The sequence below is a fragment of the Enterobacter sp. 4974935 genome (genome assembly GCF_058661735.1).
Genome location: NZ_JBZWGT010000003.1, coordinates 3,316,608 through 3,332,977, shown reverse-complemented (window position 1 = coordinate 3,332,977; position 16,370 = coordinate 3,316,608). Strand labels below are relative to the sequence as shown.

The following is a 16,370-nucleotide window of genomic DNA, read 5'->3' as shown; positions in this document are numbered from 1 at the left end:
CAGTCAGCAGGATTAACGTGCGTTCTGCTTGATGAAGTCGTGAATGCTGGTGTCCTGTGCCATGTCGGCAATGGTGTCAGTCAGCACGCTGTTAACCGCGTTAGCGATATTTTTGTTGGAGGCCTGGAATGCGCCTTCAACGGAATAGCTTGCACGGTAGTTTTTGTTCATCTTGTTGCCGTTCTTCGCGGTAGCGATGATGGAGATATCGGCTTTGGTCGCAATGTTGTAGCGAACGTTACCCTGGGAGACGTCAGCGTACAGGTTGTTCACGATGATTTGCAGATCAACCGCGCCGCTTGGGCCAATCATGTAGCCACGGGAGGTCATCTGTTTTTCCAGTACTTCCTGCAACAGGAAGCGCAGGTCGCGGGAAGCGGTCAGCGTAACCTGCTGGTTGTCGCGAGTCACTTTCGCCAGCGCCTGGTCCTGACGCTGATCGGCACCATTAATGCTGACCGTCACGCCCATCAGGCTTGGATCCTGCTGAGGCAGGGTAATTTTTGGTGAAACGTCAATGGTCGTCGGCGGGGTTGCGCAACCGGCGAGCATAAAGAGTGCTACCAACGGAAAGAAGATTTTTTTTAACATTTTCGGGTTCTCAACGAATCGTAAGCAAAGAGAGAAAAATTGCCGCCATCATAACATCGCCAACGGCCAGGGGAAGTGGTCAACGCATGTAAATTCATCGCCTTGTCCGAAAACTGACCACCTTTCCGCTTTTCTCTACCTGTAAATGACAAAACGTATGAACCTCATAGTGAACTTCATCCGTTTGGATGAGAAAATCAGACGAAAGCTAAATATTTGTTGTCACGGTGTAATGGAACCGGTAAAAGCGGCTAATATTTAAAGGGATGGGTGACATCTTAGCGTTGTCGGAGGAGTGATTTCATGATGATACGTGAACAGATAGAAGAAAAATTAAGGGCAGCGTTCAACCCTGTGTTTCTCGAAGTTGTCGACGAAAGCTATCGTCATAACGTGCCGGCAGGTTCTGAAAGCCACTTCAAAGTGGTTCTGGTCAGCGATCGCTTCACGGGAGAACGTTTCCTGAACCGACACCGCTTGATCTACAGCACCTTGACGGAAGAACTCTCCACAACCGTACATGCGCTCGCGCTGCATACCTACACCATTAAGGAATGGGAAGGTCTGCAGGATACGGTATTCGCATCACCGCCTTGTCGGGGTGCAGGCACCATCGCCTGATAAATCGGATTTGCAACCGCCGGAGTTTTTCCAGTATGTTGCTTACAGATTTCGTCAAAACGGCCTTCGGGCCGTTTTGTTTTGTCTGAGTTTTGAGCGGATGGCGCGTTTTTAAGGCTAAAAATAGCCTTAAAGTGTGAAAAAAGCCGCAGCAACATGCTCCAACCGTTCTCGACTCACCTAAGTGATGCCGCTATAATGCCGCGTCTTATTGAATGTCTTCGGGATGATTCTGGCGACAGGGAATGTGAATCTGCACATAAGAGAGCATCCCGGTATAACAGACAGATTCAGAGTTGACCGAGCACTGTGATTTTTTTGAGGTAACAAGATGCAAGTTTCAGTTGAAACCACTCAAGGCCTTGGCCGCCGTGTAACGATTACTATCGCTGCTGACAGCATCGAAACTGCTGTGAAAAGCGAGCTGGTCAACGTAGCAAAAAAAGTACGTATTGACGGCTTCCGCAAGGGCAAAGTACCAATGAATGTTGTTGCTCAGCGTTATGGCGCTTCCGTGCGTCAGGATGTGCTGGGTGAACTGATGAGCCGCAACTTTATCGACGCGATCATCAAAGAAAAAATCAATCCAGCCGGCGCGCCAAACTACGTTCCAGGTGAATACAAGCAGGGCGAAGACTTCACCTATTCCGTAGAGTTCGAAGTGTACCCGGAAGTTGAGCTGAAAGGTCTGGAATCAATCGAAGTTGAAAAACCGATCGTTTCCGTGACTGACGAAGACGTTGACGGCATGCTGGATACCCTGCGTAAGCAGCAGGCGAACTGGAAAGAGAAAGAAGGCGCTGTTGACGCGGAAGACCGCGTAACCATCGACTTCACCGGTTCAGTAGACGGCGAAGAGTTCGAAGGCGGTAAAGCGTCTGATTTCGTACTGGCGATGGGCCAGGGTCGTATGATCCCAGGCTTCGAAGACGGTATCAAAGGCCACAAAGCAGGCGAAGAGTTTACCATCGACGTGACCTTCCCTGAAGAATACCACGCTGAAAACCTGAAAGGTAAAGCAGCGAAGTTCGTCATCAACCTGAAGAAAGTTGAAGAGCGCGAACTGCCAGAACTGACTGAAGAATTCATCAAGCGTTTCGGCGTGGAAGATGGTTCTGTTGCGGGTCTGCGTGCTGAAGTGCGTAAAAACATGGAGCGCGAGCTGAACGGCGCTGTACGTAACCGTGTGAAGTCTCAGGCGATTGAAGGTCTGGTGAAAGCGAACGACATCGACGTTCCTGCTGCCCTGATCGACAGCGAAATCGACGTTCTGCGCCGTCAGGCTGCACAGCGCTTCGGTGGCAACCAGCAGCAAGCGATGGAACTGCCACGCGAGCTGTTCGAAGAGCAAGCGAAACGTCGCGTTGTTGTTGGCCTGCTGCTGGGTGAAGTGATTCGTACCCACGAGCTGAAAGCTGACGAAGAGCGTGTGAAAGGCCTGATCGAAGAGATGGCTTCTGCATACGAAGATCCATCAGAAGTGATCGAGTTCTACGGTAAGAACAAAGAGCTGATGGACAACATGCGCAACGTTGCACTGGAAGAGCAGGCTGTTGAAGCGGTACTGGCGAAAGCGAAAGTAACCGAAAAAGAGACCTCTTTCACCGAACTGATGAACCAGCAGGCGTAATTTCGCCCCAACGGTTTAAAGTTTGAACAAAAAACCCGTTGCCCTCCGGCGACGGGTTTTTTTTATCACAGCTTTAGTCCTGGAAGGGTGCTAAAACGCCCTTTCAGTGTTAGCGTTACAACAAAACGTTGTTATGCTTGAAATAGGGCATGGCGACCCCCATTAGTATGTAATCACGATGATTGAGACTGGCTGATAATCCGTCCATAAGGTTACAATCAGTACAGCAGGTGTTTTCAATTTTGAACCAGGAGACGGAAATGTCATACAGTGGCGAACGAGATAACTTTGCACCCCATATGGCGCTGGTGCCAATGGTTATTGAACAGACCTCACGCGGTGAGCGATCTTTCGATATCTATTCCCGTCTGCTCAAGGAACGCGTTATCTTTCTGACCGGCCAGGTGGAAGACCATATGGCTAACCTGATCGTGGCGCAGATGCTGTTCCTGGAAGCGGAAAACCCGGAAAAAGACATTTACCTGTACATCAACTCGCCGGGCGGTGTGATTACGGCGGGCATGTCTATTTATGACACCATGCAATTCATCAAGCCGGATGTCAGCACCATCTGTATGGGACAGGCGGCGTCCATGGGGGCTTTCCTGTTAACCGCAGGGGCGAAAGGTAAGCGTTTCTGCCTGCCTAACTCCCGCGTGATGATTCACCAGCCGCTGGGTGGTTACCAGGGCCAGGCGACGGATATTGAAATCCACGCCCGAGAAATTCTGAAAGTAAAAGCGCGCATGAATGAACTTATGGCGCAGCATACGGGTCAACCACTCGAGCAGATCGAGCGCGATACCGAGCGCGATCGCTTCCTGTCTGCACCTGAGGCAGTTGAGTACGGCTTAGTCGACTCCATTTTGACCCATCGTAATTGATGCCCGCGACGCGAGTGTGCCGCTATACTAATTTAGGGCGGCACGTTGCCTGTAAGCAGCTTGCGTCTGAGTATGGCATTTGCGTCGTCATGTGCGGCACATAGAACTTAAAAAGAGGTTTGGACTCATGACAGATAAACGCAAAGATGGTTCGGGCAAACTGCTGTACTGCTCTTTTTGCGGCAAAAGCCAGCATGAAGTGCGTAAACTGATTGCCGGGCCGTCCGTGTATATCTGCGACGAATGCGTCGATTTATGTAACGACATCATTCGCGAAGAGATTAAAGAAGTCGCGCCGCACCGTGAGCGCAGCGCGTTACCAACGCCACACGAGATTCGCCACCACCTGGACGACTATGTCATTGGTCAGGAGCAGGCGAAAAAAGTGCTGGCGGTGGCGGTATACAACCACTACAAGCGTCTGCGTAACGGCGATACCAGCAATGGCGTGGAACTGGGCAAAAGTAACATTCTGCTGATCGGGCCTACGGGTTCCGGTAAAACGTTGCTGGCGGAAACGCTGGCGCGCCTGCTGGATGTTCCGTTCACCATGGCGGATGCCACCACCCTGACCGAAGCCGGTTATGTGGGCGAAGACGTTGAAAATATTATCCAGAAGCTGCTCCAGAAGTGCGATTACGACGTACAGAAAGCCCAGCGCGGGATCGTCTATATCGATGAGATTGACAAAATCTCCCGTAAATCAGACAACCCATCCATCACCCGTGACGTCTCGGGCGAAGGCGTGCAGCAGGCGCTCCTGAAGCTGATTGAAGGTACGGTTGCGGCTGTTCCACCGCAGGGTGGGCGTAAACATCCGCAGCAGGAATTCTTGCAGGTTGATACCTCCAAGATCCTGTTTATCTGTGGTGGTGCGTTTGCAGGCCTGGATAAAGTGATCTCACACCGTGTGGAAACCGGCTCCGGCATTGGTTTTGGCGCAACGGTGAAAGCTACGTCTGAAAAACCAAACGAAGGCCAGCTGCTGGCGCAGGTTGAACCGGAAGATCTGATCAAATTTGGTTTGATTCCGGAATTTATCGGCCGTCTGCCGGTTGTGGCGACCCTGAACGAACTGAGCGAAGACGCGCTGATTCAGATCCTGAAAGAGCCGAAAAACGCGCTGACCAAGCAGTATCAGGCGCTGTTTAATCTGGAAGGCGTTGAGCTGGAATTCCGTGACGAAGCACTGGACGCGATTGCCAAGAAAGCGATGGCGCGTAAAACCGGTGCCCGTGGCCTGCGTTCTATCGTGGAAGCAGCATTGCTCGACACGATGTACGATCTCCCTTCTATGGAAGATGTCGAAAAAGTCGTGATCGACGAGTCCGTCATTGGTGGCCAGACCAAGCCGTTACTGATTTACGGTAAACCGGAAGCGCAGCAGGCATCTGGCGAATAATTCACCATTTCATACAATCAGTTAATCAAAAAGGGGGGATTTTATCTCCCCTTTACTTTTTCCGTATTCATGGCGTTGAATGTATGGGAAACATCCCCATATACTGGATTACATGTTAATGGTTGTGTGAAGCACAGTTACATGACCAGTTTACCTGGCGGACACTAAACTAAGAGAGAGCTCTATGAATCCTGAGCGTTCTGAACGCATTGAAATCCCCGTATTGCCGTTGCGCGATGTGGTGGTTTATCCGCACATGGTCATACCCTTATTTGTAGGGCGGGAAAAATCTATCCGTTGCCTCGAAGCCGCCATGGATCATGATAAAAAAATCATGTTGGTCGCGCAGAAGGAAGCATCAACGGATGAGCCGGGTGTAAACGATCTTTTCACCGTCGGGACCGTGGCCTCTATTTTGCAGATGCTGAAGCTGCCAGACGGCACCGTGAAGGTGCTGGTGGAAGGCTTACAGCGTGCGCGTATTACCACTCTGTCAGACGATGGCGAGCACTTCTCTGCGAAGGCAGAGTACCTTGATTCACCGGAACTTGATGAGCGCGAGCAGGAAGTGCTGGTACGCACCGCGATCAGCCAGTTTGAAGGCTACATCAAGCTGAACAAGAAAATCCCACCTGAAGTGCTGACGTCGCTGAACAGCATCGACGATCCTGCACGTCTGGCGGATACCATCGCTGCGCACATGCCGCTGAAGCTGGCTGACAAACAGTCCGTGCTGGAAATGTCCGACGTTAACGAACGTCTGGAATACCTGATGGCGATGATGGAGTCTGAGATCGATCTGCTTCAGGTTGAGAAGCGCATTCGCAACCGCGTCAAAAAGCAGATGGAAAAATCGCAGCGTGAGTACTATCTGAACGAGCAAATGAAAGCCATTCAGAAAGAGCTCGGCGAGATGGACGATGCGCCGGATGAAAACGAAGCGCTGAAGCGTAAGATCGACGCGGCGAAGATGCCGAAAGAGGCGAAAGAGAAAGCCGAAGCTGAGTTGCAGAAGCTGAAAATGATGTCTCCGATGTCGGCGGAAGCGACCGTTGTACGCGGCTACATTGAGTGGATGGTTCAGGTTCCATGGAATGCCCGCAGCAAGGTCAAAAAAGACCTGCGTCAGGCACAGGAAATCCTCGATACCGACCACTATGGCCTGGAACGTGTGAAAGACCGCATTCTTGAGTACCTCGCGGTACAGAGCCGTGTGAACAAAATCAAAGGTCCAATCTTGTGCCTGGTAGGGCCTCCAGGGGTGGGTAAAACCTCTCTGGGCCAGTCCATCGCCAAAGCGACCGGACGTAAGTACATCCGTATGGCGCTGGGCGGCGTGCGTGATGAAGCGGAAATCCGCGGTCACCGCCGTACCTATATCGGTTCTATGCCGGGCAAGCTGATCCAGAAGATGGCGAAAGTGGGCGTCAAAAACCCGCTGTTCCTCCTCGACGAGATCGACAAAATGTCTTCGGACATGCGTGGCGATCCGGCGTCGGCGCTGCTGGAAGTGCTTGATCCAGAGCAGAACGTGGCGTTCAGCGATCACTACCTGGAAGTCGATTACGACCTGAGCGATGTGATGTTCGTGGCGACGTCGAATTCCATGAACATTCCGGCACCGCTGCTGGACCGTATGGAAGTGATCCGTCTGTCCGGTTATACCGAAGACGAGAAGCTGAACATTGCTAAGCAGCACCTGCTGCCGAAGCAGATTGAGCGTAACGCGCTGAAAGCTAACGAGCTGACCGTTGAGGACAGCGCTATTGTCGGCATTATTCGTTACTACACCCGTGAAGCGGGCGTGCGTAGCCTTGAGCGTGAGATCTCTAAACTGTGCCGCAAGGCGGTTAAGCAGCTGCTGCTGGATAAGAGCCTGAAGCACATCGTGATTAACGGCGACAATCTGCATGCTTACCTCGGCGTTCAACGCTTCGACTATGGCCGTGCGGACAACGAAAACCGCGTTGGTCAGGTGACTGGACTGGCGTGGACGGAAGTGGGTGGCGATCTGCTGACCATTGAAACCGCCTGTGTACCGGGTAAAGGCAAGCTGACCTACACTGGCTCGCTCGGTGAAGTGATGCAGGAGTCCATCCAGGCAGCGTTGACCGTGGTGCGTGCGCGCGCGGAAAAACTGGGTATTAACCCGGATTTCTACGAAAAACGCGACATTCACGTTCACGTTCCGGAAGGGGCGACGCCGAAAGATGGCCCAAGCGCGGGTATTGCTATGTGTACGGCGCTGGTTTCCTGCCTGACGGGTAACCCGGTCCGTGCTGATGTGGCCATGACTGGTGAAATTACGCTGCGTGGTCAGGTACTGCCCATCGGCGGGTTAAAAGAAAAACTGCTGGCGGCACACCGTGGTGGGATCAAAACCGTATTGATTCCTTACGAGAATAAACGCGATCTGGAAGAGATTCCGGACAACGTTATTGCCGATTTGCAGATCCATCCGGTGAAACGCATTGAGGAAGTTCTGACTCTCGCACTGCAAAATGAACCGTCCGGAATGCAGGTTGTAACCGCAAAATAGTGACCTCGCGCAAAGAGCGCTAATAAAAACAAGGCTGGTAAGTCATTTCGTACTTGCCAGCCTTTTTTTGTATAGCTAATTTAGATTGCTGATTGGGTTAGCCATCAACAACGGGTGTTGTAAGGTCATAGCAGGACTGATATAACTGCTGCGCGGTCGCGCTGTGAAGGATTCAGGTGCGATATAAATTATAAAGAGAGGAAGAGAACAGTGAATAAATCTCAACTGATTGACAAAATTGCTGCGGGTGCTGATATTTCTAAAGCTGCAGCTGGACGTGCTTTAGATGCTTTAATTGCTTCTGTTACTGAATCTCTGCAAGCTGGGGACGACGTTGCACTGGTAGGCTTCGGTACTTTTGCGGTTAAAGAGCGTGCTGCCCGTACTGGCCGCAACCCGCAGACCGGTAAAGAGATCACCATTGCTGCCGCTAAAGTGCCGGGTTTCCGTGCAGGTAAGGCGCTGAAAGACGCAGTAAATTGATTGCTTTCCCGCTCCAGGGAAGCTGAAAAGTACAAGGGCGCATCGTTTGATGTGCCTTTTTTGTTTGTCCAGACCTGATTTGTGCGAGTTTATGCGAGTTGTGGGCTGACAATTGCCCTGTTTTCTTGTCACAATACGCCTTTACGCGCGACGGTCAGGATTTTCCGTCAGCGTCAGGTAACCAGTCACCTACAGCGGAGTGTTGTTACACCATGATGGACAGCTTACGCACGGCTGCTAACAGTCTCGTGCTCAAGATTATTTTCGGTATCATTATCGTGTCGTTCATATTGACCGGTGTGAGTAGTTACCTCATCGGCGGTGGCGCGAACTACGCCGCAAAAGTGAATGGCCAGGAAATTAGCCGTGGGCAGTTCGAGAACGCTTTTGCTGGTGAACGTAACCGCATGCAGCAACAGCTGGGCGACCAATACTCTGAACTTGCAGCCAACGAAGGCTATATGAAAAACCTGCGTCAGCAGACGTTGAACCGCCTTATCGACGAAGCGCTGCTGGACCAGTACGCGAAAAGCCTCGGTCTGGGCATCAGCGATGAGCAGGTTAAAAAAGCCATCTTCTCGACGCAGGCTTTCCAGTCTAATGGGAAATTCGACAACGCGCGTTACAACAGCATTGTTAACCAGATGGGGATGACGGCTGACCAGTACGCACAGGCGCTGCGTAACCAGTTGACCACGCAACAGCTGATCAACGCGGTGGTGGGCACCGATTTCATGCTGAAAGGCGAAACTGAAGCGCTGGCGGCACTGGTGGCGCAGCAACGCGTGGTGCGTGAAGCGACGATTGATGTCAATGCACTGGCGGCGAAACAGCAGGTTAGCGACGCTGAAGTTAATGCTTACTATGAGCAAAACAAGAACAACTTCATCTCTCCTGAACAGTTCCGCGTAAGCTATATCAAGCTGGATGCAGCTGCGATGCAGAAAAACGCGACTGACGCCGAGATCCAGTCTTATTACGACCAGCATCAGGATCAGTTCACTCAGCCGCAGCGTAACCGTTACAGCGTGATCCAGACCAAAACGGAAGCAGAAGCAAAAGCCGTGCTGGACGAGCTGAACAAAGGCGCTGATTTCGCGACCGTGGCGAAAGCAAAATCCACCGACATTATTTCTGCCAAAAACGGTGGTGATATGGGCTGGCTGGAAGATTCCACTACCCCGGACGAGCTGAAAAATGCGGGTCTTAAAGAGAAAGGCCAACTGTCTGGTGTAATCAAATCCTCCGTTGGCTTCCTGGTGGCGCGTCTGGACGATGTCGTAGCGGCGAAAACCAAGCCGCTGGCTGACGTTCGTGATGATATCGCTGCGAAAGTGAAGCAGGAGAAAGCGCTGGACGCCTTCTATGCTCTGCAACAGAAAGTGAGCGATGCCGCAAGCAACGACAACGAATCACTGGCGGGCGCTGAGCAGGCTGCTGGCGTGAAAGCGGTTGAGACGGGCTGGTTCAGCCATGAAAATCTGCCGGAAGAACTGAACTTCAAACCGGTTTCAGATGCCATTTTCAATGGTGGTCTGGTAGGTGAGAACGGTACGCCGGGCAGCAACTCAGACATCATTACCGTTGACGGTGACCGTGCGTTCGTACTGCGCGTCAGCGAGCACAAAGCCGAGGCAGTGAAGCCCCTGGCGGAAGTGAAAGATCAGGTGGTGGCGCTGGTCAAACACAACAAAGCGGCACAGCAGGCAAAACTGGATGCAGAGAAAATTCTGGCCGATCTGAAAGCCGGTAAGAACGATGCACTGAAAGCGGCTGGCCTGAACTTTGGCGAAGCCAAAACGCTGAGCCGTACCGGTCAGGATCCTGTCAGCCAGGCGGCGTTTGGTCTGAGCCTGCCGGCGAAAGACAAACCTGTCTTTGGCACCACGACCGATATGCAGGGTAACGTGGTGATTCTGGCGCTGGATGAAGTCAAAGCCGGCACGCTGCCAGACGCGCAGAAGAAGGCCATGGTTCAGGGAATTACCCAGAATAATGCCCAGATTGCTTTCGAAGCGATGATGAGCAACCTGCGTAAAGAAGCCAAAATCAAGCTGGGTGATGTGGTGACCCAGGAGCAATAATTACGTACCTGCTCGCAGATTTTCGTAACGCTCTGCAAAAACTAAAGGCCGCTTTCGCGGCCTTTTCCATTTCTGCAATCTGCTGTTTGTCCCTGTTTTCTCGTACGGCTATCGTGGCGTGGCTGTCAACAAACAAGGAGAAAACAGCATGAAATGTGGAATCAAAGCACTGTTAATTACACTGGCTATTGCCACTTCCGGGATGAGTGCGGGAGCGCTGGCGGCGTCGCCCTCGGCTAAAGCGCAGGCTGCACAGACCAAAACAGACTCAGCTGCGCAGGCTCATACGCAATCAAAAGCGACTGAGGCCGGTAAAAGTGCAGAGGATGACGGTACGCGAGTCAGCATCAATTCGGCATCGGCAGAAGAGCTCGCGCGCGTGATGAACGGTGTGGGACTTAAAAAAGCCCAGGCCATTGTTAGCTACCGCGAGGAGTACGGTCCTTTTAAAACCCTTGACGATCTCAAGCAGGTGCCGGGTATGGGCAGCGCGCTGGTTGAGCGCAATCTCGCACACCTGACGCTGTAATCGCGTAATCACTTGCACTGCGGCAAAAATTTGCCAGGATAAAGAGGTCATACCAGTTATGACCTCTGAACCTATAACAACGAAAGGCTATTGCGCTATGCAGACACAAATCAAAGTCCGTGGTTATCACCTCGATGTTTACCAGCACGTCAATAACGCCCGCTACCTTGAATTTCTTGAAGAGGCGCGCTGGGATGGCCTGGAGAACAGCGAAAGCTTCCAGTGGCTGACCGCACACAACATCGCGTTTGTGGTCGTCAACATCAACATTAACTACCGCCGCCCGGCTGTGCTGGGGGATGTGCTCACCGTGACCAGTGAGGTCCAACAACTGAATGGCAAAAGTGGTGTATTGAGCCAGGTCGTCACGCTTGAGCCAGAAGGGCAGGTGGTGGCCGATGCGCTGATCACCTTTGTCTGTATCGATCTCAAAACCCAGAAAGCGTTGCCGCTGGAAGGGGAGTTGCGCGAAAAGCTGGAGCTGATGATCGCATAAGTAATATTCAGGAATGCCCGCGCTGTCGACTCCTGTTGTACGACAGCGCGGACAGTTAGCCCTTATTTCAGACCGGTCTTTTTCTGCATCGCGGCCATCACGCCCGCTTTATCCGCAAGATAATGATTCAGACCGTTCGCGCGCAGGTTACAGGCGGCACACTGCCCGCAGCCGTCCCCTTTAATGCCGTTGTAGCAGGTCAGGGTCTCGTTGCGAACGATATCCAGCTTGCCCCAGTAGTCGGCCAGCGCCCAGGTTTCGGCTTTATCCAGCCACATCAGCGGCGTTTCGAAGCGGGTCTCTTTTGCCATACCCAGATCGACGGCGTGATTGAGTGCTTTCACGAATTCATCCCGACAGTCCGGGTAGCCAGAGAAGTCGGTCTCACACACGCCCGTGATCACCGCTTCGGCTTTCACCTGGTAGGCATAGATTGCCGTCAGGGTCAGGAAGAGAATATTACGCCCAGGTACGAAGGTATTCGGAATGCCGCTGGCATCCGGTTCGTAATCAGGCACCGGAATGCTGTCGCGAGTGAGGCTGCTGACGGCCAGTTCATTTAACAGCGTCACGTCCAGCACTTTATGAGCGCGGGCGCCCAGTTTGAGGGCCAGTTCACGAGCGACATCGATTTCAGCGCGATGACGCTGACCATAATCAAAAGTGACGCAGTGCACTTCATCATACTGGTGAAGTGCCTGAATCAGGCAGGTTGTGGAATCTTGTCCTCCGCTGAACACGACGACGGCACGTTTCATAGATCATCTCGACAGTTACGGTAAAAGCGTCATGTTAACGCCTGGCTAAAGCGGCGACCAGCTTCTTCACGCGTTTGGTGGAGGAAGCCAGGCTTCGGTGAAGTCAAACCAGCCGCGAGTGTTAAGGCGTATGCCGTTGACCCCCGGAGGCGCGCTGATTTGATACTGGTAGTTAAAGAGCGGTGTCAGGACGGCTGTCTCCATTAATCGGCTGAAGATAGCCTGAAGTCCTGCGTGTCGGTCACGTTCGTCGGCCTGCGTCTGCACCGCATCCAGCGTGGCCTGCAAATGGGCGTATGCCGGTGCGCTCAGCAGATGCGGCCAGAGCGCATCGCAGCGGAGCCATTGCTCAAGGGTGTACGCTGGCGCTTCGCCAATCAGTCTGTCTCCCATCATGATGTCTGCATCGGCAAGCTGCTGGCAACCGTCCCACGTCTTGGCGTCGTGAAAGATGACGGTCAGTTCACAGCCTTGCCGCGCAAGGTATGCTTTTAACTGGCTGGCCATGGTGTGAAGCTCAACCGGCAGGTGGTAGACGAGCGTCAATGCTTCTGGCAGCACAACGTCGGTTAAATCAGTCCACTGGGGGATCGCCCAGCCGGGAAGCAGTTCTTCGGTAGGAGTGATGAGCCCTTCGTTCAGGGGAAGCGTGTGAAGCAGCGTTGAGAGATGAATGATATTAATCAGCCGCTTTGCCTGAAGTTCGCTCAGACGCGGACTTTGTTTCAGCGTGAGGTAGCAGAAGCCCAGACTGGTGCTGTTACTCACCAGCCGCAGGCTGGCCAGCTCGTCGGCCTCGCCAATGGCGATTTGCACCGGGTGGCGACAGCTGGTGCCCAGACTGTAGTCAAAAAGCTGGGGCGTGATCCAGTACTCGATAGCCTTAAGCAACGGATGGCCAAGATGATACTGCTCGTGGCTTTCCAGACGCACCAGTTCAGGCTCAAAAACGCTCAGCCGAAAGGGACCGCTGCCCACCACGGGGTAATCAGGATGCGCCAGACGGCTACAGTAGGTTGCCAGCCTGTGCGCCAGCCAATAGTCAGGTTGATGCAGAATAAACGTCAGGCTTTGCGGATGCGTGGTTTCGATACGTAAGACGCTGCGGAAAAGCGTGTCCATGCCGGGCTGCGATAGCAGCGCCGTCAGGCTTTGCCTGAGCTGTGCCGTCTCTATTTTATCGCCGTTATGCCAGTGCAGGGTGGAGCGTATGTAGAAATGCCAACGCAGGCCGTCATCAGAGACTTCCCAGTGATGCGCCAGATCGCCCGTGGGTTCACTGCTGTTACCATTAAAACGCGTCAAACCAGAGAATACCTGTCCCGCCAGATGCTGCTCCGCCCGGCCAGGGAGAAACCCCGGCTGAAGCGGCTCCAGCGAACGATAGTAAGGAATACGCAGCGTCGGCGTATCGTTCTGCCATTGCCCGCCCATAAACGGATGCAGCAGCGTTCGCAAATCTTCAGGCGCGAGCTGGGCCAGCTCCAGCGCGTTGTGCTGCTGTCCACTTTTCAGGGCCTCTTCCATCATCGTATTACGCAACGAATCCGGGGTGACGTGAAAGCGTAATTCCCCACGCTTTCCTCGTCCGGAGCGGGCGTGCCAGCTTAGCCAGCCCGCCTCCTGCGCCTGGCGCAGCAGGGTGCGTACATGTCGCTCGCTGCAAAAGCAGCGGCTGGCAAGTTCACTGATGGTCACCTGCTGCGTTGCGCCGGCGGAGGGGTGCCACAGACGCTGATACTGGTTAAGACGGTTAAGCTGGCGCATGAAAAACCCGGAACAATAATTATCATCTATTCACTATTACTTCCGTATATCTCACGTAATACTGATGCACAAGTTAACCGCATCACATTTCGGGAGTAATTATGGCTCGGCTCGCTGCATTTGATATGGACGGCACGCTGTTAATGCCGGATCACCGTTTAGGGGAGAAAACCCTGAACACACTTAAGCGCCTGCGCGAGCGTGAAGTCACCCTGACGTTTGCCACTGGTCGTCATGTGCTGGAGATGCGCCATCTGCTGGGAACATTTGCCCTCGATGCGTTCCTGATCACCGGCAACGGGACGCGCATTCACTCCGTCGAGGGCGATGTGCTGCACCGTCAGGATCTGGATCCGGAAGTGGCGGACATCGTCCTGCACAGCACCTGGGATACGCAGGCCAGCGTGCATGTTTTTAACGATGAAGGCTGGTTTACCGGGCGTGAGATCCCGGCCTTGCTGCACGCTCACGTTTACAGTGGCTTTAAATATCAGCTCATCGATTTGCGCCGCATTCCGGCCCACAAGGTAACCAAGATCTGCTTCTGCGGCGATCACGACGATCTCTGCCGCCTGCGTATTCAGCTTAACGAGGCGCTGGGTGACCGGGCGCACCTGACCTTCTCGGCGGTGGACTGTCTTGAAGTGCTGCCGGTGGGCTGTAACAAAGGATCTGCGCTGGCGGTGCTGAGCGATCGTCTGGGGCTGACGATGCAGGACTGTATGGCCTTTGGTGACGCCATGAACGACCACGAGATGCTGAGCAGCGTAGGCCGTGGTCTGATTATGGGGAACGCGATGCCGCAACTTATCGCCGCGCTCCCGCATTTACCGGTTATCGGACACTGTCGTAACGAAGCGGTGTCCCATTTTTTGACGCATTGGCTGGACAAAAATAACCTCCCATATTCCCCCGAATAGCGAGATCCTTCCAGCAAGCCAGGCTAAAGCCTGGCTTTTTTTTATTTCACCAGATGCAAAATCTGCGCTTTCCACGGTTCAACATCGCCAATATTGGCCTGTACCCATTCTGCGTTGTAATAGGTGTCCAGGTAGCGTTCCCCGCTGTCGCACAGCAGCGTGACGACAGAGCCGCTTAGGCCTTCTTCACGCATTCTCGCGGCCAGTTGTAGCGCCCCCCACATATTGGTGCCGGTAGAGGCTCCGACCTTACGGCCAAGCTGTGTCTCCAGCCAGTGCGCCGTCGCGACGCTGGCGGCGTCCGGCACGCGGAGCATCTCATCCACAACGTCCGGAATGAACGAGGGTTCGACGCGCGGGCGACCAATTCCTTCGATCTTGCTCCCCACAGGGCTGCGCAGGCTGGCATCGCGAGATTGCCAGTAATCAAGGAACACCGAGTTCTGAGGGTCAACCACCATCAGCTGCGTATCATAACCCTGACAGCGGATATAACGTCCGATGGTGGCGGAGGTTCCGCCCGTGCCCGCGCTCATGACAATGTATGAGGGGACGGGATGTGGCTCGTGGGTCATCTGGCGGAAAATGCTGTCCGCAATGTTATTATTGCCGCGCCAGTCGGTGGCGCGCTCGGCGAAGGTGAACTGGTCCATATAGTGACCATTTAGTTCGCGGGCCAGCATTTCGGAGGCCGCATAGATTTCGCAGGCGCTTTCCACAAAGTGGCAGCGTCCGCCGTAAAATTCGATCTGTTCAACTTTACGTTTCGCCGTGCAGGAGGGCATCACAGCGATAAACGGCAGACCCAGCAGGCGGGCAAAGTAGGCCTCTGAGACGGCAGTTGATCCGGACGACGATTCAATAATCGTGGTGCCTTCTTTAATCCAGCCGTTACATAAACCGTATAAAAAGAGTGAACGCGCCAGGCGATGCTTCAGGCTGCCGGTAGGATGGGTACTTTCATCCTTCAGGTAAAGCTGGATGCCGGGAAATCCAGGCAAAGGCAGGCGGATCAAATGGGTATCTGCCGAGCGCTGATAGTCGGCATTTATTTCGCTGATGGCATGTTTAACCCAGGTGCTATTCATCGTAGTTATCCGTTTGTCATTTTGTGCCCAGCATAGCGAAAAGCACAGAAAAAATTGTTGCTATCTGGCCTTTAAAATAGAATGTAAGGAGAATAATTTTCTCTGGGAGGTGGATATGCTAGATAAAATTGACCGCAAGCTGCTTTCTTTGCTGCAAAGCGACTGCACCCTCTCTTTGCAGGCGCTGGCAGATGCCGTTAATCTGACCACCACACCGTGCTGGAAGCGCCTCAAGAAGCTGGAAGACGATGGCATTCTGCTGGGACGTGTGGCGCTGCTGGACCCCGAAAAACTGGGGCTTGGACTGACCGCCTTCGTCCTGATAAAAACGCAGCATCACAGCAGCGAATGGTACAGCCGCTTCGTCACCCAGGTTTCCGACATGCCCGAGGTGCTCGGCTTCTGGCGCATGGCGGGGGAATACGACTATCTGATGCGCGTTCAGGTGGCAGACATGAAGCGCTACGATGATTTTTACAAGCGGCTGGTCAATAGCGTACCGGGCTTGTCCGATGTCACCTCCAGTTTCGCCATGGAACAGATTAAATACACCACAGCGTTACCCATTGAATAAATTC

The 16,370-nt window shown here is 53.3% G+C and carries 15 protein-coding genes; 11 read left to right on the top strand and 4 right to left on the bottom strand.

The genetic code is table 11. From position 1 onward, the window contains the following. Positions 1-12: 12 nt before the first annotated feature. A complete protein-coding gene (locus tag AC4OVS_RS17265) occupies positions 13-591 on the bottom strand; it encodes a lipoprotein (protein ID WP_022647246.1) in 579 nt (192 codons plus the stop codon). A 303-nt stretch (positions 592-894) separates the two neighbouring features. Between AC4OVS_RS17265 and bolA the strand changes: the two genes are divergently transcribed. The 9 genes from bolA to AC4OVS_RS17220 all read left to right on the top strand — a co-directional run bounded on the left by bolA (position 895) and on the right by AC4OVS_RS17220 (position 11,259). Beyond that, positions 895-1,212 (top strand): transcriptional regulator BolA, encoded by a 318-nt coding sequence (bolA, locus tag AC4OVS_RS17260; RefSeq protein ID WP_003859051.1) that lies wholly within the window; start codon positions 895-897, stop codon positions 1,210-1,212. Between the two features lie 331 nt (positions 1,213-1,543). Further along, a complete protein-coding gene (gene tig / locus AC4OVS_RS17255; protein WP_006809881.1) occupies positions 1,544-2,842 on the top strand; it encodes a trigger factor in 1,299 nt (432 codons plus the stop codon). Between the two features lie 260 nt (positions 2,843-3,102). Beyond that, positions 3,103-3,726 carry an ATP-dependent Clp endopeptidase proteolytic subunit ClpP gene (clpP, locus tag AC4OVS_RS17250; protein WP_006809880.1) on the top strand — a complete coding sequence of 208 codons (624 nt, stop codon included), beginning with the start codon at positions 3,103-3,105 and terminating at the stop codon, positions 3,724-3,726. Between the two features lie 127 nt (positions 3,727-3,853). Continuing rightward, on the top strand, positions 3,854-5,128 hold the full coding sequence (gene clpX / locus AC4OVS_RS17245) for an ATP-dependent protease ATP-binding subunit ClpX (RefSeq protein WP_006809879.1): 1,275 nt from the start codon (positions 3,854-3,856) through the stop codon (positions 5,126-5,128). 184 nt (positions 5,129-5,312) lie between these two features. After that, on the top strand, positions 5,313-7,667 hold the full coding sequence (gene lon, locus AC4OVS_RS17240) for an endopeptidase La (protein ID WP_006809878.1): 2,355 nt from the start codon (positions 5,313-5,315) through the stop codon (positions 7,665-7,667). A 210-nt stretch (positions 7,668-7,877) separates the two neighbouring features. Continuing rightward, positions 7,878-8,150 carry a nucleoid-associated protein HU-beta gene (hupB, locus tag AC4OVS_RS17235; protein WP_002444653.1) on the top strand — a complete coding sequence of 91 codons (273 nt, stop codon included), beginning with the start codon at positions 7,878-7,880 and terminating at the stop codon, positions 8,148-8,150. Positions 8,151-8,362: 212 nt separating this feature from the next. After that, positions 8,363-10,234: a peptidylprolyl isomerase gene (gene ppiD, locus AC4OVS_RS17230; RefSeq protein ID WP_023299452.1), complete on the top strand. Its 1,872-nt coding sequence runs from the start codon at positions 8,363-8,365 to the stop codon at positions 10,232-10,234. 148 nt (positions 10,235-10,382) lie between these two features. Beyond that, positions 10,383-10,763, top strand: a complete 381-nt coding sequence (locus AC4OVS_RS17225; protein ID WP_022647249.1) for a helix-hairpin-helix domain-containing protein — start codon at positions 10,383-10,385, stop codon at positions 10,761-10,763. A gap of 97 nt (positions 10,764-10,860) precedes the next feature. Next, positions 10,861-11,259, top strand: coding sequence for a YbgC/FadM family acyl-CoA thioesterase (locus tag AC4OVS_RS17220; protein ID WP_017694410.1), 399 nt, complete (start codon positions 10,861-10,863; stop codon positions 11,257-11,259). Between the two features lie 62 nt (positions 11,260-11,321). Here AC4OVS_RS17220 and queC read toward each other — a convergent pair whose 3' ends face one another. Continuing rightward, the gene (gene queC / locus AC4OVS_RS17215; RefSeq protein ID WP_022647250.1) at positions 11,322-12,017 is read right to left on the bottom strand and encodes a 7-cyano-7-deazaguanine synthase QueC; all 696 of its coding nucleotides are present in this window, start codon (positions 12,015-12,017) and stop codon (positions 11,322-11,324) included. A 66-nt stretch (positions 12,018-12,083) separates the two neighbouring features. After that, the gene (locus tag AC4OVS_RS17210; RefSeq protein WP_199159589.1) at positions 12,084-13,784 is read right to left on the bottom strand and encodes an SgrR family transcriptional regulator; all 1,701 of its coding nucleotides are present in this window, start codon (positions 13,782-13,784) and stop codon (positions 12,084-12,086) included. Between the two features lie 101 nt (positions 13,785-13,885). On the opposite strand from AC4OVS_RS17210, the gene cof reads away from it, so the two are divergent. Further along, positions 13,886-14,704, top strand: coding sequence for an HMP-PP phosphatase (gene cof, locus AC4OVS_RS17205; protein WP_023299454.1), 819 nt, complete (start codon positions 13,886-13,888; stop codon positions 14,702-14,704). Positions 14,705-14,745: 41 nt separating this feature from the next. Here the strand turns inward: cof and AC4OVS_RS17200 are convergent, their stop codons facing one another. After that, positions 14,746-15,792 (bottom strand): PLP-dependent cysteine synthase family protein, encoded by a 1,047-nt coding sequence (locus AC4OVS_RS17200; RefSeq protein ID WP_023299455.1) that lies wholly within the window; start codon positions 15,790-15,792, stop codon positions 14,746-14,748. A 115-nt stretch (positions 15,793-15,907) separates the two neighbouring features. Here AC4OVS_RS17200 and AC4OVS_RS17195 point away from each other — a divergent pair, with 115 nt between their 5' ends. After that, on the top strand, positions 15,908-16,366 hold the full coding sequence (locus AC4OVS_RS17195; RefSeq protein ID WP_022647254.1) for an Lrp/AsnC family transcriptional regulator: 459 nt from the start codon (positions 15,908-15,910) through the stop codon (positions 16,364-16,366). Positions 16,367-16,370: the final 4 nt, after the last annotated feature.